The sequence below is a fragment of the Phycicoccus endophyticus genome (assembly GCF_011326735.1).
GTDB classification, from domain to species: Bacteria; Actinomycetota; Actinomycetes; order Actinomycetales; family Dermatophilaceae; genus Phycicoccus; species Phycicoccus endophyticus.
The window spans coordinates 51,694-74,202 of the sequence record NZ_JAANCN010000002.1 but is presented as its reverse complement, the minus strand read 5'-3'; the positions used below and the strand labels follow the sequence as shown (position 1 = coordinate 74,202).

Annotated in this window: 21 protein-coding genes; 15 read left to right on the top strand and 6 right to left on the bottom strand. The window is 73.7% G+C overall.

The annotated features are described in order from the left end of the window. Positions 1-18: 18 nt before the first annotated feature. The 10 genes from G8D98_RS03400 (at position 19) to G8D98_RS03355 (ending at position 10,099) form a co-directional block, all read left to right on the top strand. Positions 19-1,302 (top strand): NAD(P)/FAD-dependent oxidoreductase, encoded by a 1,284-nt coding sequence (locus tag G8D98_RS03400; protein WP_166099141.1) that lies wholly within the window; start codon positions 19-21, stop codon positions 1,300-1,302. Positions 1,303-1,309: 7 nt separating this feature from the next. Next, positions 1,310-2,065, top strand: coding sequence for a DUF1365 domain-containing protein (locus G8D98_RS03395; protein WP_166099139.1), 756 nt, complete (start codon positions 1,310-1,312; stop codon positions 2,063-2,065). Beyond that, positions 2,062-3,306 (top strand): SAM-dependent methyltransferase, encoded by a 1,245-nt coding sequence (locus G8D98_RS03390; RefSeq protein ID WP_166099136.1) that lies wholly within the window; start codon positions 2,062-2,064, stop codon positions 3,304-3,306. Before G8D98_RS03395 ends, G8D98_RS03390 begins: the two co-directional genes overlap by 4 nt. A gap of 4 nt (positions 3,307-3,310) precedes the next feature. Further along, a complete protein-coding gene (locus tag G8D98_RS03385; RefSeq protein ID WP_229661872.1) occupies positions 3,311-3,742 on the top strand; it encodes an SRPBCC family protein in 432 nt (143 codons plus the stop codon). Beyond that, complete coding sequence (locus tag G8D98_RS03380; protein ID WP_166099133.1) at positions 3,739-4,758, top strand: NAD(P)H-binding protein; 1,020 nt, start codon at positions 3,739-3,741, stop codon at positions 4,756-4,758. The genes G8D98_RS03385 and G8D98_RS03380 overlap by 4 nt, the downstream gene beginning before the upstream one ends. 21 nt (positions 4,759-4,779) lie before the next feature. After that, positions 4,780-5,502 (top strand): CPBP family glutamic-type intramembrane protease, encoded by a 723-nt coding sequence (locus tag G8D98_RS03375; protein ID WP_166099648.1) that lies wholly within the window; start codon positions 4,780-4,782, stop codon positions 5,500-5,502. A gap of 13 nt (positions 5,503-5,515) precedes the next feature. Continuing rightward, complete coding sequence (locus G8D98_RS03370; RefSeq protein WP_166099131.1) at positions 5,516-6,880, top strand: cryptochrome/photolyase family protein; 1,365 nt, start codon at positions 5,516-5,518, stop codon at positions 6,878-6,880. A gap of 135 nt (positions 6,881-7,015) precedes the next feature. After that, positions 7,016-8,065, top strand: a complete 1,050-nt coding sequence (locus G8D98_RS03365) for a TerC/Alx family metal homeostasis membrane protein (protein ID WP_166099129.1) — start codon at positions 7,016-7,018, stop codon at positions 8,063-8,065. Positions 8,066-8,102: 37 nt separating this feature from the next. Beyond that, positions 8,103-8,936: a D-hexose-6-phosphate mutarotase gene (locus tag G8D98_RS03360; protein WP_166099126.1), complete on the top strand. Its 834-nt coding sequence runs from the start codon at positions 8,103-8,105 to the stop codon at positions 8,934-8,936. After that, on the top strand, positions 8,933-10,099 hold the full coding sequence (locus G8D98_RS03355) for an AGE family epimerase/isomerase (RefSeq protein ID WP_166099123.1): 1,167 nt from the start codon (positions 8,933-8,935) through the stop codon (positions 10,097-10,099). The genes G8D98_RS03360 and G8D98_RS03355 overlap by 4 nt, the downstream gene beginning before the upstream one ends. A 15-nt stretch (positions 10,100-10,114) precedes the next feature. Here G8D98_RS03355 and G8D98_RS03350 read toward each other — a convergent pair whose 3' ends face one another. Beyond that, positions 10,115-10,693: a TMEM165/GDT1 family protein gene (locus G8D98_RS03350; RefSeq protein ID WP_166099121.1), complete on the bottom strand. Its 579-nt coding sequence runs from the start codon at positions 10,691-10,693 to the stop codon at positions 10,115-10,117. 81 nt (positions 10,694-10,774) lie between these two features. Between G8D98_RS03350 and G8D98_RS03345 the strand changes: the two genes are divergently transcribed. After that, positions 10,775-13,402: a cation-translocating P-type ATPase gene (locus tag G8D98_RS03345; RefSeq protein ID WP_205859690.1), complete on the top strand. Its 2,628-nt coding sequence runs from the start codon at positions 10,775-10,777 to the stop codon at positions 13,400-13,402. Positions 13,403-13,540: 138 nt separating this feature from the next. Here G8D98_RS03345 and G8D98_RS03340 read toward each other — a convergent pair whose 3' ends face one another. Beyond that, a complete protein-coding gene (locus G8D98_RS03340) occupies positions 13,541-14,203 on the bottom strand; it encodes a TetR family transcriptional regulator (RefSeq protein WP_166099118.1) in 663 nt (220 codons plus the stop codon). Positions 14,204-14,298: 95 nt separating this feature from the next. Here G8D98_RS03340 and G8D98_RS03335 point away from each other — a divergent pair, with 95 nt between their 5' ends. From G8D98_RS03335 to G8D98_RS03320, 4 genes are all read left to right on the top strand, one after another. Next, positions 14,299-15,183, top strand: coding sequence for an SDR family NAD(P)-dependent oxidoreductase (locus G8D98_RS03335; protein WP_166099116.1), 885 nt, complete (start codon positions 14,299-14,301; stop codon positions 15,181-15,183). 263 nt (positions 15,184-15,446) lie between these two features. Continuing rightward, positions 15,447-16,019 (top strand): hypothetical protein, encoded by a 573-nt coding sequence (locus tag G8D98_RS03330; RefSeq protein ID WP_166099114.1) that lies wholly within the window; start codon positions 15,447-15,449, stop codon positions 16,017-16,019. Continuing rightward, positions 16,016-17,521 (top strand): dihydrolipoyl dehydrogenase family protein, encoded by a 1,506-nt coding sequence (locus G8D98_RS03325; RefSeq protein ID WP_166099111.1) that lies wholly within the window; start codon positions 16,016-16,018, stop codon positions 17,519-17,521. Before G8D98_RS03330 ends, G8D98_RS03325 begins: the two co-directional genes overlap by 4 nt. A gap of 9 nt (positions 17,522-17,530) precedes the next feature. After that, entirely contained in the window at positions 17,531-18,121 is a 591-nt protein-coding gene (locus G8D98_RS03320) for a TetR/AcrR family transcriptional regulator (RefSeq protein WP_166099108.1), read from the top strand. 73 nt (positions 18,122-18,194) lie between these two features. Here G8D98_RS03320 and G8D98_RS03315 read toward each other — a convergent pair whose 3' ends face one another. Genes G8D98_RS03315 through G8D98_RS03300 form a run of 4 tightly spaced genes read right to left on the bottom strand, consistent with a single transcriptional unit; the run spans position 18,195 to position 21,908 of the window. Further along, positions 18,195-18,974: a hypothetical protein gene (locus tag G8D98_RS03315; RefSeq protein WP_166099106.1), complete on the bottom strand. Its 780-nt coding sequence runs from the start codon at positions 18,972-18,974 to the stop codon at positions 18,195-18,197. Continuing rightward, a complete protein-coding gene (locus G8D98_RS03310) occupies positions 18,971-20,068 on the bottom strand; it encodes a hypothetical protein (protein ID WP_166099103.1) in 1,098 nt (365 codons plus the stop codon). The genes G8D98_RS03315 and G8D98_RS03310 overlap by 4 nt, the downstream gene beginning before the upstream one ends. Before the next feature lie 53 nt (positions 20,069-20,121). Beyond that, positions 20,122-20,841 carry an ABC transporter ATP-binding protein gene (locus tag G8D98_RS03305; protein ID WP_166099100.1) on the bottom strand — a complete coding sequence of 240 codons (720 nt, stop codon included), beginning with the start codon at positions 20,839-20,841 and terminating at the stop codon, positions 20,122-20,124. Next, positions 20,838-21,908, bottom strand: coding sequence for a hypothetical protein (locus G8D98_RS03300; RefSeq protein WP_166099098.1), 1,071 nt, complete (start codon positions 21,906-21,908; stop codon positions 20,838-20,840). Before G8D98_RS03300 ends, G8D98_RS03305 begins: the two co-directional genes overlap by 4 nt. Positions 21,909-22,509 lie beyond the last annotated feature (601 nt).

The window sequence follows — 22,509 nt, the reverse complement described above, 5'->3', positions numbered from 1 at the left end:
GGCTCTACGGTCATGGACATGCCCGCCTCTGCCACGGTGCCCCCGCATGCCCGGCGACGGGTCGCGGTCGTCGGATCCGGGGTCTCCGGGCTCACCGCCGCGCACGTCCTGGCAACTCGCGACGACGTGACGCTCTACGAGGCGGACGACCGCCTCGGCGGCCACGCGCACACCCACACCGTGGCCGGCCGGCACGGCGAGCTGGCCGTCGACAGCGGCTTCATCGTGCACAACGACCGCACCTACCCCCTGCTCTCCCGACTCCTGCGCGAGCTCGGCGTGGCCACCCGCGACACCGAGATGTCGATGAGCATCCGCGACGAGCGCCGGGGCCTGGAGTACGCCGGCGGGCGCGGGGTGCGCGGGTTCGTGGCCCGTCCCCGCCAGCTGCTCGACGCCGAGTACCTCGGAATGCTCGGCGCCGTGCGGCGCTTCCACGGGCTCGCCGCGCGCTTCCTCGCCGAGACCGACGACGAGGACACCACGACCTACGGGGAGTTCATCCGCGACGCCGGTCTGCCCGAGGCGTTCACCCGCCTCTATGCCGTGCCCGTCGTCGCGTGCGTGTGGTCCAGCGGCGGCGGTGCGGCCCTGGAGTACCCGGCGCGCTACCTCTTCCGCTTCCTCGAGCACCACGGGATGCTCTCGGTCGGTGACTCCCCGCAGTGGCGCACCGTCGTCGGCGGCTCCCGCACCTACGTCGACCGGCTCGTGTCCCGGCTGCCCGCCGTGCACAGCGGAGACCCGGTCACCGCGGTCACGCGCACCGACGACGGGGTCGAGATCCGCTCCGCCTCGGGCCGACTCGACCGGCACGACGGTGTCGTCATGGCCACCCACGCCGACGACGCGCTCCGCCTGCTCGTCGACGCCACCCCGGCCGAGAAGGAGATCCTCGGCGCCTTCCGCTACTCCCGCAACGAGACCGTGCTCCACCGCGACGGCTCGCTCATGCCCCGCGCGCGCCTGGCCCGCGCCTCGTGGAACTACCTCGTCGACGAGGACGAGAGCCGGGGCGCGGTCGTCACGTACTGGATGAACCGCCTCCAAGGGCTGCCCGCCGACGACCCGCTCTACGTCACGCTCAACGCGACCGAGCGGATCGACCCGGCGCGCGTCGTCGCCACCATGGAGTACACCCACCCCCTCTACGACCTCGAGGCAGTGCGGGCCCAGCGGCGGCTGCCCGAGCTGAGCACGGAGCGCACCGCGTTCGCCGGCGCCTACCACGGCTGGGGCTTCCACGAGGACGGCTGCCGGTCGGGGGTCGAGGCCGCCCGCGCGTTCGGGGTCACGTGGTGAGCGCGTCATGACCACCGTCGCCGACCTGCCCCCGCTGCCGGCGCTCGTCGTCGGCCGGGTCCACCACACCCGCCACCGGCCGTTCCGGTACGCCTTCAGCCACCGGCACACCCAGTGGCTGCTCGACCTCGACGCCCCGCCGCGGCTGCCGCGCTGGCTGCGCCCGCTCGCCGGCTTCCGGGGCGAGGACCACCTCGCCGGCGCACCGGGGCTGGCCGCCCTCAAGGCCAACGTCCTGCGGGTGCTCGAGCGCGACGGCGTGGGCACGAGCGCGGGCGACCGGGTCGTCATGCTCGCCCACGCGCGCGTGCTCGGGCACGTCTTCGACCCGATGTCCGCGTTCTGGGTGTTCGCCCCCGGCGGCGCGCTGCGGGCGGTGCTCGTCGAGGTGCACAACACCTACGGTGGCCGGCACGCCTACGTGCTGCGGCCGGGCGCCGACGGCCGTGCCGAGACCGACAAGGACTTCTACGTCAGCCCCTTCAACGACGTCGAGGGCGAGTACGCCATCCGGCTGACGATGACGCCCGAGCGGGTCGGGGTCGCCATCCGGCTGCTCGTCGGCTCCGAACCCCTGCTCACCGCGAGCGTGTCCGGGGCGCCCCGGCCGGCGACGACGGCCCGGGTGGCCCGCACCGCGGCGCGGTACCCGTTGATGCCCCAGCGGGTCAGCGGGCTCATCCGCCTCCACGGCATCCGGCTGTGGCTGCGCAGGCTGCCCGTCCGGCCCCGTCCCGAGAGCTCCCTGGAGTCCGTGTCATGAGTGCCCACGCCCCCCACCTGCAGCTGGCCAGCCCGCGGCTGCGCTTCCCGCGCGTCCTCACCCGCGGTGCGGTCGCCCGGCGGGTCACCGAGCTCGCCGTGCGCCCGATGCCCGTGCGCCTGCGCTACCCGGACGGCACGGTCGTCGGGGCCGGCGGGCCGGACAGCCCGGTCCTCGAGGTCGTCCGCCCCGACGCCCTCTACCGCCGCCTCGAGGAGCACCCGAAGATCGGGCTCGGGGAGGCGTACATGGCCGGCGACTGGCGGGCCGCGGAGGGCACCGACCTGGCCCAGGCCCTCATGCCGTTCGCCGCCCGGATGGGCGAGCTCGTGCCGAAGCCGCTGCTCTCCCTGCGCGGCCTCGTCGACCGCGCCATCCCGCGCACCCAGCGCAACACGCTCGAGGGGTCGCGGAGCAACATCAGCGCCCACTACGACCTCTCCAACGACCTGTTCGCCGCCTTCCTCGACCCGTCGATGTCCTACAGCTCGGCGATGTTCGACCCCGCCGCCCCGCTCGCCGGCCAGGACCTGCACGCGGCCCAGGTGCGCAAGGTCGAGGCCGTCCTCGACGCCGCCGACGTGCGGGCGGGCACCCGCCTGCTCGAGATCGGCACCGGCTGGGGCGAGCTCGCCGTGCGGGCCGCGGCGCGGGGGGCCCGCGTCACCTCGGTGACGCTCTCGGCCGAGCAGCGCGACCTCGCCGTCTCGCGGGTCGCCGCGGCCGGGTACACCGACCGGGTCGAGGTGCTGCTCCAGGACTACCGGGAGACGACCGGGACGTTCGACGCCGTCGTCAGCGTCGAGATGATCGAGGCCGTCGGCGAGGAGTACTGGGAGGAGTACTTCCACACGATCGACGGCCTGCTCGCCCCCGGTGGGGCCGTCGCGATCCAGGCCATCCTCATGGAGCACCACCGGCTGCTCGCGACGAAGGGGTCCTTCGGCTGGATCCAGAAGTACATCTTCCCCGGGGGCCTCATCCCCTCGTTGCAGGCCATCCGCGACGTCACGCATGGGTCGACGACCTTGCGGGTAGGTCGGGTGCAGGCGTTCGGTGTCGACTACGCCGAGACCCTGCGGCGGTGGCGCGAGAGCTTCACCGCCCGCTGGGCCGACATCGAGCCTCTCGGGTTCGACGAGACCTTCCGTCGGATGTGGGAGTTCTACCTCGCGTACTGTGAGGCCGGGTTCGCCACGGGCTATCTCGACGTCGCCCAGATCCGCTTCTCCAGGAGGTAGACCCGTGTCCACGACGATCGAACGCACCATCACCACCGCGGCCCCGCCGGCCGACGTGCTGCCGTACCTCGCCGACTTCCGCAACGCCACCGAGTGGGACGCCGGCACCGTCTCCTGTGAGCGCGTCAGCGGCGACGGCGGGGTCGGCACGCGCTACCGCAACGTCTCGAAGTTCGCCGGGAACACCGTCGAGCTCGAGTACACGACCGAGGAGCTCGGGGAGGACCGGATCGTCATCGTCGGGCGCAACGCGACGACGACGAGCCACGACACGATCACCGTGCGGCCGGAGGGCACCGGGTCGGCGGTCACCTACCGCGCCGAGTTCGAGTTCAGCGGGATGGCCCGCTTCCTCGGCCCGGTGATGACCCCGCTGCTCGAGCGGCTCGGCGACCGCACGGCCGCCCAGCTCGAGGAGGTGCTCGAGCGCCGGTGAGCGACACCCCCGGCGCCGGTCGCCGTGCCCTGGTCACCGGCGCGACCGGCTACATCGGCTCGCGCCTCGTCCCCGCCCTGCTCGAGGGGGGGTGGACCGTGCGCGTCGTCACCCGCGACGCCTCGCGGCTGGCCGACCGGGCGTGGGTCGAGCGCGCCGAGGTCGTCGAGGGTGACGCGACGTCGCGCTCGACCCTCGCCGAGGCGCTGGCCGACGTCGACGTCGCCTACTACCTGCTGCACTCGATGGACAGCGACGGCGGCTTCGTCGAGCGCGACCGCGAGCTGGCGCGCACCTTCGGGCGGGCCGCGTTCGAGGCCGAGGTCGGCAGGATCGTCTACCTCTCCGGGCTGCACCCGCAGGAGGGCCCGCTGAGCGACCACCTCGCCTCGCGGGTGGAGGTCGGCGACCTGCTCATGGCCAGCGGCGTCCCGACCGCCGTGCTCCAGGCGGCGGTCATCCTCGGGTCGGGGTCGGCGTCCTTCGAGATGCTGCGCCACCTCACCTCGCGGCTGCCGGTCATGGTCACCCCGAAGTGGCTCGAGAACCGGATCCAGCCGATCGCCGTGCGCGACGTCCTGCACTACCTCGTCGGGGCGGCCGACCTGCCGCCGGAGGTCAACCGCACCCTCGACGTCGGCGGCCCCGAGGTGCTCACCTACCGCGAGATGATCACCCGCTTCGCCCGCGTGGCCGGGATGTTCCCGCGCACCATCGTCACCGTCCCGGTGCTCACCCCGCGGCTGGCGAGCCGGTGGGTCGGCGTCGTCACGCCGGTGCCCACCGGGCTGGCCCAGCCGCTCGTCGAGAGCCTGCTGCACGAGGTGGTCTGCCAGGAGCACGACGTCGACGAGCTCGTCGGGCCGCCGCCCGGTGGGCCGCTCGGCTACGACCGCGCGGTCACCGACGCGCTGGCCGGCGACGACGCCGACCCACGGCCCGAGCCCGGCACCGTCGACCCCGCCCGGGTCACCGCGGCCGACCCCCCGTGGGCCGGCGGTGGGGGCGGGTCCTGAGGATGGACCCCCGTGGCTGAGGTGCGCCCGCTCGCCGAGCTGCGCGCCTTCGTGCGCGCCGCGCTCGTCGACCCCGTGCCGCGCGACCACACCGAGCCGGACTGGGCCTTCCGGCGGCGACGGGTCGTCGCGGTCGTCACCCTGCTCGTCGGGGCCGCCGTCCTCGGCTGGGCCCTGCGGATCGAGCCGGGCGACCCGACGTTCTACCTCGCCACCTTCGCGCTCGCCGGGGTCTGGGCCGTCGGGGCGTTCGCCTCGGGCCCGCTGCACCTCGGGCACGCCCGCACCCGCACCGGCCACGGCGAGAGCCGCGCGGTCGTGCAGTCCCTCACGCTCGGCGTCGTCCTCCTCCTCGTCTTCCTCGCGGGGGCGGTCGTCGTCGCCCAGCTGCCGGCGCTGCGCGACCCGGTGCAGGAGCTGCTCGACCACGCGCGCTTCGGCTCGCTCGTGGTCGTCACCGTGGTCACCGTCGTCAACGGCATCGCCGAGGAGCTGTACTTCCGCGGCGCCCTCTACGCCGGCGTGGGCCGCCGGCACGCCGTCGCCGTGACGACGCTCGTGTACACGCTGGTCACCGCGGCCTCGGGCATCCCCCTGCTCGTGCTCGCGGCCGCCCTGCTCGGCGTCGTCGTCGGCCTGCAGCGGCGCGTGACCGGCGGCATCCTCGGGCCCGTGGTCACCCACCTGACGTGGTCGCTCGGGATGCTCTACCTCCTGCCGTACGTCCTGGACCGGCTCTCGTGACCGGGGAGCACCGATGACCTCCGTGCTGTGGCTACGCCGCGACCTGCGCCGCCGCGACCACCCGGCCCTGCTCGCGGCCCGGGAGGCCGCGGGCGAGGGCGACCTCGTCGTGGCGTTCGTCGTCGACCCGCGGCTGTGGGCCACGGCCGGGCCGGTGCGGCGGGCCTGGCTGGCGGGCACGCTGCGGGCGCTCGAGGACTCCCTCGGCGGCGCCCTCACCCTGCTGCACGGCGACCCCCGCCGGGTCGTGCCCGAGCTCGCCCGCCGGGTGTCCGCGTCGTCGGTGCACGTGACCCGGGAGAGCACGCCCTCGGGGTCCGCGCGGGACGCCGAGGTCCGTGAGGCCCTCGGGCGCGCCGACGTGGCCTGGGCCGAGACGGGCACGCCGTACGCCGTCGGCCCGGGGCTGGTGCGCAACGGCTCGGGGGACCCCTACCGGGTCTTCACCCCGTTCGCGCGGGCCTGGCGGCGGCACGGCTGGCCGCAGCCGGCGCCGACCCCCCGGGAGCTGCCGCTGCGGCACGCCCGCAACGACGCCGACGCCACCGCCGCCCTCGACGCCGCGCTCGCGGCCACCGACCTGCCCGAGCTGCCGACCCCGGGGGAGGAGGCCGCGCTGCGTCGGTGGCGCCGCTTCCGCGACGAGCACCTCGCGGGCTACGACACCCAGCGCGACCGGCCGGCGGCCGACGCCACCTCCCGGATGTCGCCCTACCTCAAGCTCGGGGTGGTGCACCCGCGCACCCTGCTCGCCGACCTGGAGCACCGGCCCGGGCGGGGCGTCGAGGTCTTCCGCGACGAGCTCGCGTGGCGGGAGTTCTACGCCGACGTGCTGCACCACAACCCGGGCAGTGCCTGGCGCGACCTGCGCCCGCTGCCCGGCATGCGCTACGACGAGCCGGAGGACGCCCTCGAGGCGTGGCGCCGGGGCGAGACCGGCTACCCCGTGGTCGACGCCGGGATGCGCCAGCTGCTCTCCCAGGGGTGGATGCACAACCGGCTGCGGATGATCACGGCGAGCTTCCTCACCAAGGACCTGCACGTGTGGTGGCCGGCCGGCGCCCGGCACTTCCTCGACCGGCTCGTCGACGGCGACCTGGCGTCGAACAACCACGGCTGGCAGTGGGTCGCCGGGACGGGCACCGACGCCTCGCCGTACTTCCGGGTGTTCAACCCGGTCACCCAGGGCCGCCGCTTCGACCCGAGCGGCGACTACGTGCGCCGGTGGGTGCCCGAGCTGCGCCACCTGCCCGGAGCGGCCGCGCACGAGCCGTGGGAGCACGACGACGGCTACGCGCACGGCTACCCCCGCCGGATCGTCGACCACGCCGAGGAGCGCCGCGTCGCGCTCGAGCGCTACGAGGCCACCCGCCGGTAGAGTGGGTGGCGACGAGGGGAGTACTTCCCAAGTCCGTCACCGGTCAGGACGAGCGCCCCACGGCGCTCCCGGTGCGGCGCCGCGCCTCGCGGTGAAGGAGACCTCAGGACCGCCCGCGCTGCCCTGAGGAGCCTCATGCCCCACCTCTCGACCGTCCGCACCCTCCTTCCCGCCGCCGAGCCGGCCGCCGCCCAGGAGTCGGTCGGCACCCCGCTGCTGTGGGCCGTCACCCTCGGCGCCGTCCTGGCCCTCTTCGCCCTCGACTTCGTCCTCACCCGCCGCCCCCACGAGGTCTCGATGGCCGAGGCGGTCGGCTGGTCGGTGTTCTACATCGCCCTGCCGCTCGCGTTCGGGGTCCACGTCTGGCTGCTGCACGGGGGTGAGCGCGGGCTGGAGTACTACACCGGCTACCTCGTCGAGAAGTCGCTGTCGGTCGACAACCTCTTCGTCTTCATGCTCCTGCTCGCCGCCTTCGCCGTGCCGGAGGAGCTCAAGCAGCGGGTGCTGCTCATCGGGGTGGCCGGGGCGCTCGTCCTGCGCGGCGTCTTCATCGCCGTCGGCGCCCAGCTCGTCGCGTCGTTCTCGTGGACCTTCCTCGTCTTCGGCCTCGTCCTGCTCGCCACGGCGGTCAAGGTGCTGCGCGACGCCCTCTCCCCGCACGAGGCGGAGGTCGACGTCGGCTCGCTGCGCACCGTGCGGCTGCTGCGCCGGGTCTTCCCGGTGGTCGAGGACTACCGCGGGCCGAGGCTGAGCGTGCGGGAGGGGGGCCGGCGGGCCCTGACCCCGCTCGCGCTCGTCGCCGTGGCCCTCCTCGGCACCGACATCGTCTTCGCCGTCGACTCCGTGCCGGCGGTGTTCGGCATCACCGGCGACCCCTACCTCGTCTTCGCCACCAACGCCTTCGCGCTGCTCGGCCTGCGCGCGCTCTACTTCGTCCTCGAGGGGGTGCTCGGCGCGCTGGAGCACCTCGGCCACGGGCTGGCGGCCATCCTCGCGTTCATCGCCGTCAAGCTCGTCCTGCACTGGGCGCACGGCATCTGGCCGAGCACGCCAGAGGTCCCGACGCTCGCCTCGCTCGCCGTCATCGTCGGCATCCTCGCGCTCGTCACGGTGACGAGCCTGGTCGCCCGGCGGCGCCGGGAGGAGGACGCCGCCGACGGCCGGGAGCCGACCCGGCAGGGGTGAGTGGTGTCCGGGCCGACCGCGTCACTACGGTGGGGTGGTGAGCCCCGACGCGCCCTCGACCCGGGCCGTCGACGTCCCCGACGGCGCCGGGGAGGTGCTCGACCAGGGGGCGCTCGTCCTGCGCTGGGCCCCCACGGGCCAGGCGCCGGTGCTCTTCGCCCATCCCACCGTCCCGGTGCGGGCGGGCCGCCCCCCGCACGCCGGTGTGCCGGTGTGCTGGCCGTGGTTCGGGGGCGGGCCGAGTGGTGACGCCACGCCCTCCCACGGCTGGGCCCGGAGTGCCACGTGGGCCTTCGTCGGCGAGGACGTCGACAGCCGCGAGACGACGCTGCGCTACCGGCTCACCTCACAGGACGCCTCGGGGCCCCGGTGGCCGCACCCGTACCGCCTCGACCTGGTCGCCCGCCTCGGCGCGCACCTGGAGGTGGCGCTGACGACGACGAACACGGGGCCGGAGCCGGTGACCTTCGAGGAGGCCCTGCACGCCTACCTCGCGGTCGGAGACGTGCGCGAGGCCACCCTCACCGGGCTCGACGGTGCGCCCTTCCACGACAAGGTGACCGGCGAGGACGCCGTCCAGGCCGGTGACCTCGTACTCACCGGCGAGACCGACCGGGTCTACCGCAGCGAGGCACCCGTCGTGCTCACCGACCCGGTGCTGGGACGTCGGCTGCGGGTGGAGACCACGGGGGCCGCCGACCGGGTCGTGTGGAACCCCTGGTCGGACGCCGCGGCCGGGCTCGACGACGTCGGGGACCAGTGGCCGCACCTGCTGTGCGTCGAGGGGGCGAACGTCCTGGGCGACGCCGTGACGCTCCCACCCGGCGACGCCCACACGCTCACCTACCGTCTCTTCGTGGAGGATCTGTGACCAGCTGGCTCGACACCCCGACGCACCGCGAGTGGCTGGGCCGTGGCCTGGCCGACGTGCTCCGCTTCGCGATGGGCTCGATCCGCCGCGAGGGGGGCTTCCACCACCTCGCGGCGGACGGGACGCCGCTGCCCGGCCGCGCCCCGCTGCTCTTCCTCACCGCCCGGATGGCCTACACGGCGGCCACCGGTGTGCGCCACGGCATCCCGGGCTCCGGTGAGCTGCTCGAGCACGCCGTGACGTCACTGACCGGGCTGCATGCCGACCCCGTCCACGGCGGCTGGCTCACCGAGCCGGGCGTGGAGACGCGCAAGTCGACCTACGACCACGTGCACGTCGGGCTCGCCGCGTCCGCCGCGCTCGGTGTCGGGCACCCCGGTGCCGCATCCCTGCTCGAGCAGGTGGTCGAGGTCGTCGACTCCCGGCTGTGGGACCCCGACACCGAGACCCTGCGGGAGTCCTTCGCCCCCGACTGGTCCGACCCCGAGGACTACCGCGGGGCGAACGCCAACATGCACGGGGTCGAGGCCTTCCTCGCGATGGGCAGGGCCACCGGCGACGCCGTGTGGCACCGGCGTGCGCTCGCCGTCGCCGAGCGGCTCGTCGACGGCTCGGCCCGCGCGCACGGCTGGCTGCTGCCGGAGCACTACACGGCCGCATGGGAGGAGCTGCCGGAGTACAACCGGGAGGAGCCGATGCATCCCTTCCGGCCGTACGGCGCCACCTTCGGGCACTCCCTGGAGTGGGCCCGCTTCCTGCTCCAGCTCGAGTCCTCCCCGCTCGTCGGGTCGCCGGCCTGGCTCCTCGAGGGGGCCGAGGCACTGGCCCGGCGCGCGCTCGACGGCGGCTGGGCGCTCGACGGGCGACCGGGGCTGGTCTACACCGTCGGGTGGGACGGCGAGCCGGTCGCCGACGTCCGGCTGCACTGGCCGGTGTGCGAGGGCATCCAGCTGAGCGCCTCGCTCGCGCGCCGCACCGGGGATGCGCACTGGGAGGGCTGGTACCGGCGGCTGTGGGACCACGCCGTGCGCTACTTCGTCGACGAGCGCGGGACGTGGCGCAACGAGCTCGACGCGGACATGCACGAGGCCGGCCGGATCTGGCCGGGCCGCCCCGACGTGTACCACTGCGGCGGGGCCCTCGCCGGCCCGCTGGAGGCGTGACCGGGGCCCGGGCGCTCAGAGCAGCCCGGCGCCCTCGGCGACGAGCACGAGGCCGAACACCGCGAACAGCGCGGCCGCGCCGTAGCGGATCGCCTTCTCGGGCAGGGTGCGGCCGAGCAGCGCGCCGACCGCGATGGCGAGCGCGTCGGCGGCCACCATCCCGACGGTGCTGCCGACCCAGGTGCCGAACCAGCCCTCGCGGGTGGCGAGGGTGATCGTCGCGAGCATCGTCTTGTCGCCGAGCTCGGCGAGGAAGAAGGCGCCCCCGACGGCGAGGATGGCGGCACCGGTGCTGCGCCGTGCCTTGTCGCGCTCCTCGTCGGTGAGCTCGTCGCCGCGCAGGGTCCAGGCCGCGAAGGCGAGGAAGGCCAGCCCGGCGAGGACCGCGACGACGCCCTGGTAGTCGGCGAACGCGGTGCCCACCGCGGCGCCGATGCCGACGGAGGCCAGGTGGACCAGCGCCGTGGCGACGGTGATGCCGACGAGGACGTCGCGGGCGCGGTAGCGGGCGGCGAAGGTCATCGCCATGAGCTGGCTCTTGTCGCCGAGCTCGGCGACGAAGATCACCGCGGTGCTGAGGAGGAAGGCATACATGGTGGAGGCCAACGTACGGGGTCGCGGACGCCACAGCCGCACGGGGTTCACCCGGGAACGCCTGTGGTGCACCCTGGAAGAGTGACCTCGGTGTCGCAGGCGCACGGCTCCACCGCCTGGCACACCCTGCCGGCGGAGGTCGTCGCCGAGCGCGTCGGGGCGGACGCCGTCCACGGCCTGAGCGCCGAGGAGGCGGCCGCGCGCCTGGCCCGGTCCGGGCCCAACGTCCTGCCCGAGGGTGGCGGGCGGCGGCTGCGCGACCTCGTCCTCGAGCAGCTGCGGGACGTGATGATCCTGCTGCTCCTCGCGGCCGCGGTCGTCTCCGGGCTGCTCGGCGACGTCGTGGACACCGTCGCGATCGTCGTCATCCTCGTGCTCAACGGGGTCATCGGGGTGGTCCAGGGCTACCGGGCCGAGCGGGCGCTGGAGGCCCTGCGCGCCCTGGCGGCGCCGCGCGCCGCCGTGGTGCGGGACGGCCGCCCGCTCGACGTCGACTCCGCAGAGGTCGTCGTCGGCGACCTCGTGCTGCTCGAGGCCGGCACCGTCGTCGCCGCCGACCTTCGCCTCGTCGACGGTGCCGCCCTCCAGGTGGCCGAGGCGGCGCTCACCGGTGAGTCGGTGCCGGTGAGCAAGTCCGTGCGGCCGGTCGAGGACGCCACGGCACACGTGGGGGACCGCACGTGCATGGTCCACCGGGGGACCGAGGTGACGGCCGGCCGTGGGGCGGGGGTCGTCGTCGCCACCGGGACCGACACCGAGATCGGCCGGGTCGCCCAGCTCATGACGAGCACCGACGAGGTCCGTACCCCGTTGCAGCGCAGGCTCTCCCACCTCTCGTCTCGGTTGGCCGTGGCAGTCGTGGTGATCTCGGCCGTCGTGTTCGTCAGCGGCCTCCTGCGCGGCGAGGACCCGCTCCAGATGCTGCTCACCGCGGTGAGCCTGGCGGTGGCCGCCGTTCCCGAGGCGCTGCCCGCCGTCGTCACCATCTCGCTGGCGCTCGGCGCGTCCGCCATGGTGCGCCAGCAGGCCCTCGTCCGCCGGCTGCCCGCGGTCGAGACCCTCGGGTCGGTCACCTACATCTGCTCGGACAAGACGGGGACGCTGACCCGCAACCGGATGTCGGTCGAGGAGACCTGGACCCCGGGCGGCGACCTCCCGGGGCTCTCGCGTGCCCTCGTGGCGTGCAACGACGCCGTGCTGCTCGACGGCGAGGCCTCCGGCGGCCGGGGCGACCCGACCGAGCTGGCCCTGCTGCACTATGCCGCCGAGGGTGCGGGGGGCGGCCCGGACGTGGCCCCGGTGCCTCGACGGGCCGAGATCCCCTTCGACGCCGAGCGCCGGCGGATGCTCACCGTGCACGACGCGGCGGTGGGCGAGCCGGGGGGCTACGTCGCCTACGCCAAGGGCGCGCCCGAAGTCTTGCTGCCCCGGTGCGCGGCCGACCCGGCGACCAGGGCGCGGGCGGAGGAGCGGGCCCGGCGGATGGCCGGGGACGGGCTGCGGGTGCTCGCCGTGGCCCGGCGTGGCCTCGACCGGCTGCCCGAGGACCTGGCCGACGTCGAGGACGGGATGACGCTGCTCGGCCTCGTCGGGCTGCTCGACCCGCCGCGCGAGGAGGCCGCGGCCGCGGTCGCGGAGTGCCGGGCGGCGGGGATCGTCCCGGTGATGATCACCGGCGACCACCCGGACACGGCGCATGCGGTGGCCGCCCGGGTCGGGGTGGCCGAAGCCGACCACGACGCCACCGACGTCCTCACCGGGCGTGAGCTGGCGGCCCTCGACGATGCGGGGCTGGCCTCCCGGGTGCTCGACGCACGGGTGTACGCGCGGGTCGACCCGGAGCAGAAGATCCGCATCGTGCGGGCACTGCAGGCGGACGGCCAGGTGGCCGCGATGACGGGTGACGGGGTCAACGACGCGCCCGCTCTGCGCCAGGCCGACATCGGGGTGGCGATGGGGGCCGGGGGTACGGACGTGGCCCGGGGTGCCTCGGCGATGGTCCTGCTCGACGACAACTTCGCGACGATCGTCAGCGCGGTGCGCGAGGGCCGCCGGATCTACGACAACATCCGGCGCTTCGTGAAGTACACGCTGACGAGCAACGCCGGCGAGATCTGGGTGATGTTCCTCGGGCCGCTGCTCGGCCTGCCGCTGCCGCTGCTGCCCCTGCAGATCCTGTGGATCAACCTGGTCACCGACGGCCTGCCGGGGCTGGCGCTGGCCCGGGAGCCGGCCGAGCCGACGGTGATGCGCCGGCCGCCACGTCCTCCGGGGGAGAGCATCTTCGCGCACGGCGTGGTCTGGCACATCGGCTGGGTCGGGCTGCTCATCGGCGGGGTCTCGCTCGGCGGGATGGCGTGGGCCTACCTCGCCGGCGAGGACAACTGGCAGACGGTCGTCTTCACCGTGCTCGTCCTCGCCCAGCTCGGGCACTCGCTCGCGGTGCGCTCGGAGACCCAGCCGTCCTTCGGCCGGCGGTTCGCGACCAACCCGGCGCTGCTCGGTGCGGTCGTGCTGACCGTCGGTCTGCAGCTGGCCGTCGTCTACCTCCCCTGGCTGCAGGGGGTCTTCAGGACCGACGCGCTCAGCGCCGCCCAGCTGGCCGTGTGCGTCGCGCTGGCGCTCGTGGTCCCGGCGGCCGTCGAGGTGGAGAAGACCCTGGTGCGTCGCGGTCTGCTCTACGCCCGCCCGGCAGCGCCGGTGGCGTGACCCGCTGCGGCCTCGAGTCCGCCCCGCGGGCGGCAGGTGAACCCTGGAGCCGGACTCGAGGACGGGTGGCGGGGTTGACCAAACGACTGCCAGTCCCGTGCCTGGCACCGGGCGCTCTCGTCATCTCCCCTCTCGGGCTCAGCGCGCGTCGCGCACGACCGCGCCGCGCACGGCGGTGACGAGCACCTCGCGCAGCTGCTCTGCGAAGCGGAGCGCGGAGTGCGCCCACTTGGGCTCCTGCTCGTAGAGCAGCCGGAGGGTGGGGCTCGGCCGGGACAGCTGGTAGAGGTGGCCGGCGACCCCCATGGCGGTGGCGAGCACGGTTTCGGCCCCGGGGCGCGACAGCCCCTCGACCGCGCCGACGAGGGCGGCCACCATCTCCTCGTAGGCGGCGTCGGCGGCGCTCTTGTAGGCGCGAGCGCGTTCGAGGCGCACGGCCCCCTCGAGGCTGAGGACCGTGTGGAGGAGCAGGTCGCAGAAGACCGGGTGCCGGGTCAGGGACTGGGCCAGCGCCGCGCCCGCCTCCGCGGGGCCGAGCCCGGTCCGCCCCGCGAGGAGACCGAGCAGTTCACGCCGCCAGTCCTCCCATCCGCGCTCGGCGAGGGTGAGGAGCAGCTCCTCGGTGGAGTCGTAGTAGCGCCGCAGCGCCGAGGGGTGCAGGCCCACCCGCGAGGTGACCGCCGTGAGCGTCACGCCCCGGACGCCGTCCTCCGTCGCGAGGTCCAGCGCCGCCGCGAGGAACGCCTGGGCGCGGTCCTCCTTGGCCTGCGCCGAGCGGGCACGGCGGGCGGCAGCGGGCATGCGCCGACGATAACGCACGTCGTTTGACATATCCGCCGCGGTCTGCCTAGCCTGACAACGCAAGGGCATTGCGTTAAATCGGAGAGGATGACGGGATGGACCAGGTGTACTTCGTGACGGGCTCCTCGCGCGGGCTCGGCCGGCGGGTCGTCGAGGCCGCGCTCGAGGACGGCGCCCGGGTCGCTGCGACGGCCCGCGACCCGCGCACCCTCCAGGACCTCGTGGCCCGCTACCCCGGACGGGTACGCGCGCTGCCCCTCGACGTCACCGACGCCGACGCCGCCGCGGCCGCCGTCGGTGCGGCGGTCGAGGCCTTCGGGCGCCTCGACGTCGTCGTCAACAACGCCGGCCAGGGCGACCGGGTCGCGTTCGAGGACACCTCGCTCGAGGTCTTCCGCCGGCAGCTCGAGACGAACTTCATGGGAACCGTCCACGTCACCCGGGCGGTCCTGCCCGTGCTGCGCGAGCAGGGCGGGGGGCGGATCATCCAGGTCTCCTCGCTCGGCGGACGGATCGGGAGCCCGGGCATGACGGCCTACCAGTCCGCCAAGTGGGCCGTGGGGGGCTTCAGCGAGGCCCTCGCGGCCGAGGTGGCGCCCCTGGGCATCCGGGTCACCGTCCTCGAGCCCGGCGGGATGCGCACGGACTGGGCGGGCTCGTCGATGACCACCCCGCCGGTCAGTGCCCCCTACGAGCCGACCGTCGGAGCCGCGGCGCGCGCCATGGCCGGCTTCGAGCACATGGCGACGAGCGACCCGGCGAAGGTGGCCGCGCTCGTGCTGCAGGTCGCCCGGCTCGACCGGCCGCCGCTGCGGCTGCTCGCGGGCAGCGACGCCTACGAGTACGGCCGGGAGCGGTGGCGGCAGCGGGTCGAGACCGACGCCCTGTGGGAGCGGCTGAGCCGCAGCACGGACGCCGACGATGCCCGGGGCCGCTGGCAGGAGCAGCGGGGGACCAACCTCCCGGCCGCCGAGGCATGACGTCGCCGACGGGGGGTACTCCGTCCTCCGACTGATGCCGGTGCGCGCAACAGCCCGCGAGGGGCCCCGACCCCGGGGCGACGGGCGGGCTCGGCGAGGCGGCGCCAGGTCGCGCGCCGTCCGGGGAGTGAGCCCCAAAGAGAACGATCGGTTTGCCACGACCGCGGACGTGTGTCACAGTGAGAACGACCGATCGTTCTCTTTGAACGACCAGTCCGGGTCGGAGCAGCTCCGACCCGCCCCTCGATCTCTGGAGCACTCCCATGGCAGCTGTCCCCGACGTGACGCCCACGTCGTCCCCCACCACCGTCCTGCGCCGGCTCTACCTCGGCCGGTTCGTCTTCGCGCTCCTCTGGGCCGCCCTCTTCGGCGCCGTCGCCGGCGACCTCGGGGCCCCCGCGCGGCTCCTCCTCGTCCTCTACCCCGTCGTCGACCTGGCCGCGGCGCTGGTCGACGTGCGCTCCCGTGGCACCGACGGGCGCAGCCCCGCCGTGCTGTACGCGAACGTGGCCTTCAGCGCGGTCGCCGCCGTGGCCCTGGCCGTCGTCGGCGGCGAGCCGACCGGCGTGCTCGCCACCTGGGGCCTGTGGGCCGTCGCCGCGGGCGCCACCCAGCTCGCGGTCGGTGTCGCACGGCGCGCCGTCGGGGGGCAGTGGCCCATCATGCTGAGCGGCGGCCTGTCCGTGCTCGCCGGCATCGCGTTCCTGGCGATGTCCTCCGGCGGCTCGAGCGTCACCGGGATCGCCGGCTACGCCACCCTCGGCGGCATCTTCTTCCTCGCCTCGGCCCTGCGCCTGGGCCGGGGCTCCGCCGACCGGACGGCGGCCGACCGATGACCGCGACGCACGAGAGCGTCGACGTCGTCGTCATCGGCGGCGGGCCGGCGGGCGAGAACGTCGCCGACCGGGTCGTGCGCGGCGGGCTGAGCGCCGTCGTCGTCGAGGCCGAGCTCGTCGGTGGCGAGTGCTCCTACTGGGCCTGCATGCCCACGAAGGCACTGCTGCGCAGCGGCAGTGCGCTGCGGGCGGCGCAGGCCCTCCCGGGGCTGCCTACGCTCACCGGGGCCACCCTCGACGTGCCGGCGGTCCTGGCGCGCCGGGACCGGTTCGCCTCGGGCTGGAGCGACGAGGGGCAGGTCTCCTGGCTCGACAGCGCGGGCATCTCCCTGGTCCGTGGCCGCGGGCGCATCGTCGGCCCGCGGCAGGTCGAGGTCCGCACCGTCGACGACGAGGATGTCGTCCGCCTCACGGCCCGGCACGCGGTGGTCGTCGCCACCGGCACCTCGGCCCTCGTCCCGCCCATCCCCGGGCTGGCCGAGGCCCGGCCGTGGACCAGCCGCGAGGCGGCGGCGGCCGACCACGTCCCCGCCCGCCTCGCGGTCGTCGGAGGCGGTGTCGTCGGCGCCGAGATGGCGACCGCCTTCACCCGGCTGGGCTCCCAGGTCACCGTCCTGGCCCGCGACGGGCTCCTCCCCACCGTCGAGCCGTTCGCCGCCGAGCTGGTGGCCGACTCGCTGCGGGCGGCCGGGGTCGACCTGCGCCTCGGCGCCGAGGTCACCTCGGTCCGCCGCGAGCAGGGCGTCGTGCGGGTCGGGCTCGGTGACGGCCGCGAGGTCGAGGCCGACGAGGTGCTCCTCGCCGTGGGGCGCACCCCGAACACCTCCGGTCTCGGTCTGGCCTCGGTCGGTCTTCGCGACGGCGACTGGCTGCGGGTCGAGGAGTCCCTGCGCGCGCTCGGGGCGGACGGGTCGGTCCTCGAGGGCGGGTGGCTCTACGCCGTCGGTGACGTCAACGCCCGCGCCCTCCTGACCCACCAGGGCAAGTACCAGGCGCGGGCGGCGGCCGACGCCATCGTCACCCGCGCCGCCGGTGGCCCGCTCGAGGAGGGTGAGTGGGGGTGGCACGTGGCCACCGCGGACCACCGCGCGGTACCTCAGGTCGTCTTCACCGACCCGGAGGTGGCCGCCGTCGGGCTGACCGCCGCCGCCGCGGAGCGGGCGGGGTACCGGGCCCGGGCCGTCGACTACGAGATCGGCGACGTCGCCGGGGCCTCGCTGCACGCGGACGGGTACCGCGGGCATGCGCGGATGGTCGTCGACGAAGGCCGCGGTGTGCTCCTCGGTGCGACGTTCGCCGGGCCCGACGTCGCCGAGCTGGTCCACGCCGCCACGGTCGCCGTGGCCGGTGAGGTGCCGATCGCCCGGCTCTGGCACGCCGTGCCGGCGTACCCGACGATCAGCGAGGTCTGGCTGCGCCTGCTCGAGGCCTACGGGCGGCCGCACGCCGCACCGGGCATCGGCTCCGCCGGTGGCCGCGGCCGCGGGACCGGGGCTGGCTAGGATCCCCGGATGAGCACCAGCGAGGCCGTGGTCTCCGAGCCGCGCGAGCGGCTGCTGCGGGTCGCCAGCGAGCTGTTCTACGCCAAGGGCATCCACGCGGTCGGGGTGGAGGAGATCGTCTCCAGCGCCCACGTGACGCGCGCGACGCTCTACCGCCACTTCGAGGGCAAGGACGCGCTCGTCGCGGCCTACCTGCACGCGGCCGACCGGTCGATCCGCAGCACGGTCGAGTCGATCATCGCGGCCGAGCCCGGCCCCGAGGCCCGGGTGCGCGGGGTCGGCGCGATGGTGCAGGGGCAGATCCGCTCGGAGGGCTTCCGCGGCTGCGCCTTCCTCAACGCCGCGGCGGAGTTCCCCGACGACGACAACCCCGTGCACCGCGCGGTGCTCGAGCACCGGGACTGGTTCCAGACGACGATGGCCGAGCTCTTCGCCGAGACCGACGTCGCCAACCCCGGGCCGGCGGCGCGGCACTTCGTCATGCTCCGCGACGGCGCGATGGCGGCCGGGTGCCTCACCGACCCCGAGGGCGTCTGTGCCGTGTTCGAGCGCGGGGTCGAGGGGCTGCTGGCGGCGCGGGGCCCCGCGCCGGCGGGTTGAGCCTGCTGGGCCCGGACAGCCCAACCGGAACTGTGCCTCCCCGTTCGGCTCCATGGGTCAACGGCAGAGCGTGTTACCGCGACCTCTGCGGTCGCCCTTGCCACCAGGCGAACGCCGACAGGATCGCGAGCCACACAAGGGTGGATGCTGCCGCAAGTGGTGCGGGGGTGTTGAGGCGCAGGCGATACGACGGCCCGCGATAGAGGAGCGACCACACGCCTCCGAGAGGGTGGCACAGCAGCAGGGGCCGCCATGCTTCCCCCGCGCTCACGGCCAGCAACAGCACCCCGCTCGCGACGACAGCGAAGATCACCGTCGAGGTGCGCCGCGTCGACCAGCGCCCAGCCATCGACAGAAGAACCGCCAGCGCCGCAGCAACCACCGTGAGCAAGAGCGGCAGCAGGCCGGTCCACGACATGGATGCCGGTGCCGGCGGCGCTGACGGGCCCACCATGCCTCGCCGAACCGAGTCAGCGACCCCGAACAACAGGCCGCCGACGGCCATGACGCCGACGCACGTGACGCCCACAGCCAGAGCGAGGACGACGTCACAGAAGACACGTTCGCTGCGGGGCACTCCGGCGAGGTGATACTCACGGCCCACCCCCGAATCCTCGTCGCGGCCAAGGAAAGCAACAGCGCTGAGGAAGGTCGCCACCGGTGCCACGAGCGCCGCGGCGCTGAGCGAAGACGCCAAGCCCGCCAGCGGTGGGACCGACGTGTCGACACCGCTGATCACCGGTGGCCACACGCAGACCACGACGGCCGCAACGACGGCCCCGCCGACGACGGCGACCGGCAGGTTGCTCCTCGATACGACCACTGCCCGCTCGCGAAGCACCTCACCGTTCACGAGCACACCTGCCGCGTCGAGAGGGACTCGACAATCCACGCACCTCGGCGTCGGGACATGCAGAAGGTCACCGACTGCGCGAATCCATCAGCGACGACAGCTGCCGTGCCCTCAGAGCCGATGTCAACGACATGCACGTCCAACGTCGGGGGGCGAGCCCCCACCACTTGGCGAAACGGCCCAATGGTGCGTGCAGCGGACGCCTGCGCCGTCAAGGAGTCAGCCGCCGCGGTGTTGTGCGTCCACACCGCCTCCAGAAAGGTGCGGGTCCGTGCGGCGGGATCCGTCCCGCTGAGTTGTTGGAGGACAGTGGACGGCCGAGACGACCACGGCAGCGTCCGCGTCAGAAACGTCGGCAGCACAGAACCAGCGGCCACGCAGGCCGCAACCCCTACCGCCGCAACAGAGCGGAAGGTCAGGCGGCGCCCATCACCACCAGGGGACGTGGTGCCGCGACTGGGCGAGGACTCGGACATCGACAGTCGAAAGACGGCCCACAAGGTCACGAGACAGATGGATGCCACGGCCGTCGCCCCAACCTGTGGGGCGACGCCTTCACCGCCACCCGCTATGACGCGCAACGCCGAAACCGGCCACAGGCTTCGAACCAGATCACCGAGGCCGCCTCTCGGCGCGAAGGCCACAGCCACAGTGATCATCACCGTGGTCAAGGACACCATCAACGCGGTGGCCGTCCGCCGACCTCGCAGCAGCGACCCCGCCCACAGACCGAACAGTGTCGAAGACAGCACCGCAATGGTCAGAAGACGGGGGATCGCGACGTCGGCAGAGGGAGGTGATCCCGGCAGCAGTAACGCAGCAAGGCTACGGGTCACGACGAAAAGGCCCAGCCCCACCAGCAGGACTGCGCAGATCAGCACAACCCGGGCCGCCGTCCATCGCACGGCGTCCAGCCCCAACGCTTGCCGGTCAGCGCCGACACGGTCGTCGGTATCTGGGCACATCATCCACAGCGCCACGACGAGGGCGAAGGGAAGCAACAACCGGGGTGCCGCGTCCGCGGCCGCGCCGAGCGCAGACGACACGGCACGCGCGGGCGAGGCGCTGCCCACGGCGGTGACGACGACGAGCAAGGCGGAGACAGTGAGGACTGGCCCTCGCCGAAGGAGCACGAGCGCTTCGCGGATCACGGAGCGGCTGCGCCTGTCTCAACCGTGGCGAAGTACAGCTCTTCTAACGACCCCACCCCGGTGATGCTGCCGGTTTCGCCCTCCGCGACCACCACGCCCCGGTTCAGCATCACGTAGTCGTCGCTCGACGCCTGCACCTCGTGAAGCATGTGGCTGGACAGCAACACGGCTCGTCCGTCGGCCTTCAGGCTCGCAACAAGTCGCCGGAACCACCGAATCCCCTCAGGGTCGAGCCCGTTCGTCGGCTCGTCAAGGACCACAACGTCGGGAGCGGCCAGCAGGACACGAGCGATCCCAAGCCGCTGCCGCATCCCCTGGCTGTACCCCCCGACTGGTCTCTCTGCCGCACCGGCAAGGTCCACCTGGTCCAGCAGCTCGGGGATCCGCTCGCGCCGTGCCCGGTCACCGCCACACATCACGAACAGGTTCTCTCGCCCGGAGAGGCGCGGGTGAAAGCGTGGCTCCTCAATCATCCCGGACAGGCCCGGAACCGGGCGCTCCGCCTGAACGTCTCGCCCACACACGACGACGGTGCCGACGTCGGGCCGCTCCAACCCCACGACCATCTTCATCAGCGTGGTCTTGCCGGCACCGTTGGAGCCGACGAGCCCGAGGCACCGACCCCGTGACATCTGCAGGCTGACTGGGCCGACCGTGCTCCCCGAGGGGTAGTCGCGCCGAACGCCGTCCGCAACGACGAGGGTCTCGACGCTCACAGCCACTTCACGCCACCCGCAGTGCCCAACGCGACGAGTTGTCCGGACGGCAGGTATACCGCGTGGCTGACGTTCTCAACGGTTCGTTGGAGGCTGCCGTCTCCGGCATAGACGCGGGCCGTCTTCCCATCGGTGACGACGAAGGCATCCTCTCTCGGGTTGGCCGAGACCCGGGCCTCGCCCTGGAACTCTCGCGTCCACCTTGCCTTGCCCGCAGATGTCGAGACCTGCACCGTCGTGGTCGTTGCTGAGGCACCAGCCGAGAACTGCGCGACCACGAGACCGGACCTGGTGAAGGAGCACTCGCTGGGGTCTTTCACGCCCGGCACCACGGTCCGTGTACCGCCCTTGGCGATCAGCACACCGTCATCGCCCCCGAACGCGACTCGCCCACCGGCTCCGGCGCAGCCAAAGAAGCCGTGCGCAGGCAGTTCCGCTCCCAGGACCCACCCATCGTGCCCCGCGGTCAGAGAGCGCACGACGGATGCACCATCGGGACGTGACCCGATCACGAGGCTGGCCCCGGAAGACCCCTGCACTACCGCGACCTGCGCGGACGCCGCGGGCACTCGACTGCCTCCGATACTCACCCACGCGCTGCCGCTCGCGTCACCTTGGACCAGCACCGACTTGGCGCCAGTCGCGGCCACAACGGTTGACTTGAACGCCGAGGGGTACGACGCGGTCGCACCACCAAGATTCAACGGGGTGACTGTGGGAGTTCCCAGGCCGTTCAGGGCGTCGATGCCGCCGCTGGCCACAGCCGCGGGGCACGTGCCCGCACAGACCACGGTGTCGCCGTCGGCGAATGCGCGTGTCGACGTCCACGCGTCGCCTCCGCTGCGGGACACCCCGCGAACGGTCTGGCGCTGGCCGTCCAGCACAATCGCCCCCGCGTCATCGGCAGCGACAATGTAGGACGGCTCACCGCCAGGCTTGCCCGTGGGCGGCCCACTGGATGTGCTTCCTCCCCCGCGGAAGAAGGACCACAGGTACACGCCGAGCGCGCCGACAACCACGACGGCTAGCGCGCGTACTGCGCCCCGAACAGCAGGAGACCGGTCCACGGAAGGAGCCTAGGACCCCCGCAGAGGTTCTTCGTGTAGGCGTTGCAGGACGGGTCGCCCCCGACGGTGGCGACCCTCCAGGAGACCCACTCGGGGTCCGGTCCGGTCGGTGGTGTAGGCGTCGGCCCGCGCCTCGAGGCGTTCGTGCGCCTGTGCAGGCTGTCGAAGACGGTGTCGCTGATGAACTCGGGTTTCACGGATCCGCCGAAACACCTGGCACGCATCAACCGGAACACTGTCGCCGATCGCCCGACAGCGAAACGTCCAAAGATCAGGCGAAGGCATACAGCGATGTTGGTGGGCCCCGTGGGTCTCGAACCCACAACCTACGGAGTGCTGAGTCGCCCTGTTGGTCAAGACCGGGCACAGGCGCTGACCTGCGAGAACGGTGGTCGCTGTAGCTCGCTGGTGGTGGTTGCTCAGCGCTGCATGTGACCCCACATGTGACTCCGGTGAGAGACGACAGTCCATCCGGCAGTTCGCTCATCTCGGGGTGGGAAGCTCCGAACCTCGCACGGAGCTTCTCGTTCGTGAGGCATCCACATCTCTGCGGCTGTCGGAGCCGCAGGCGGAACCGTCTACGCCCGCCTCGGGCGGGGGC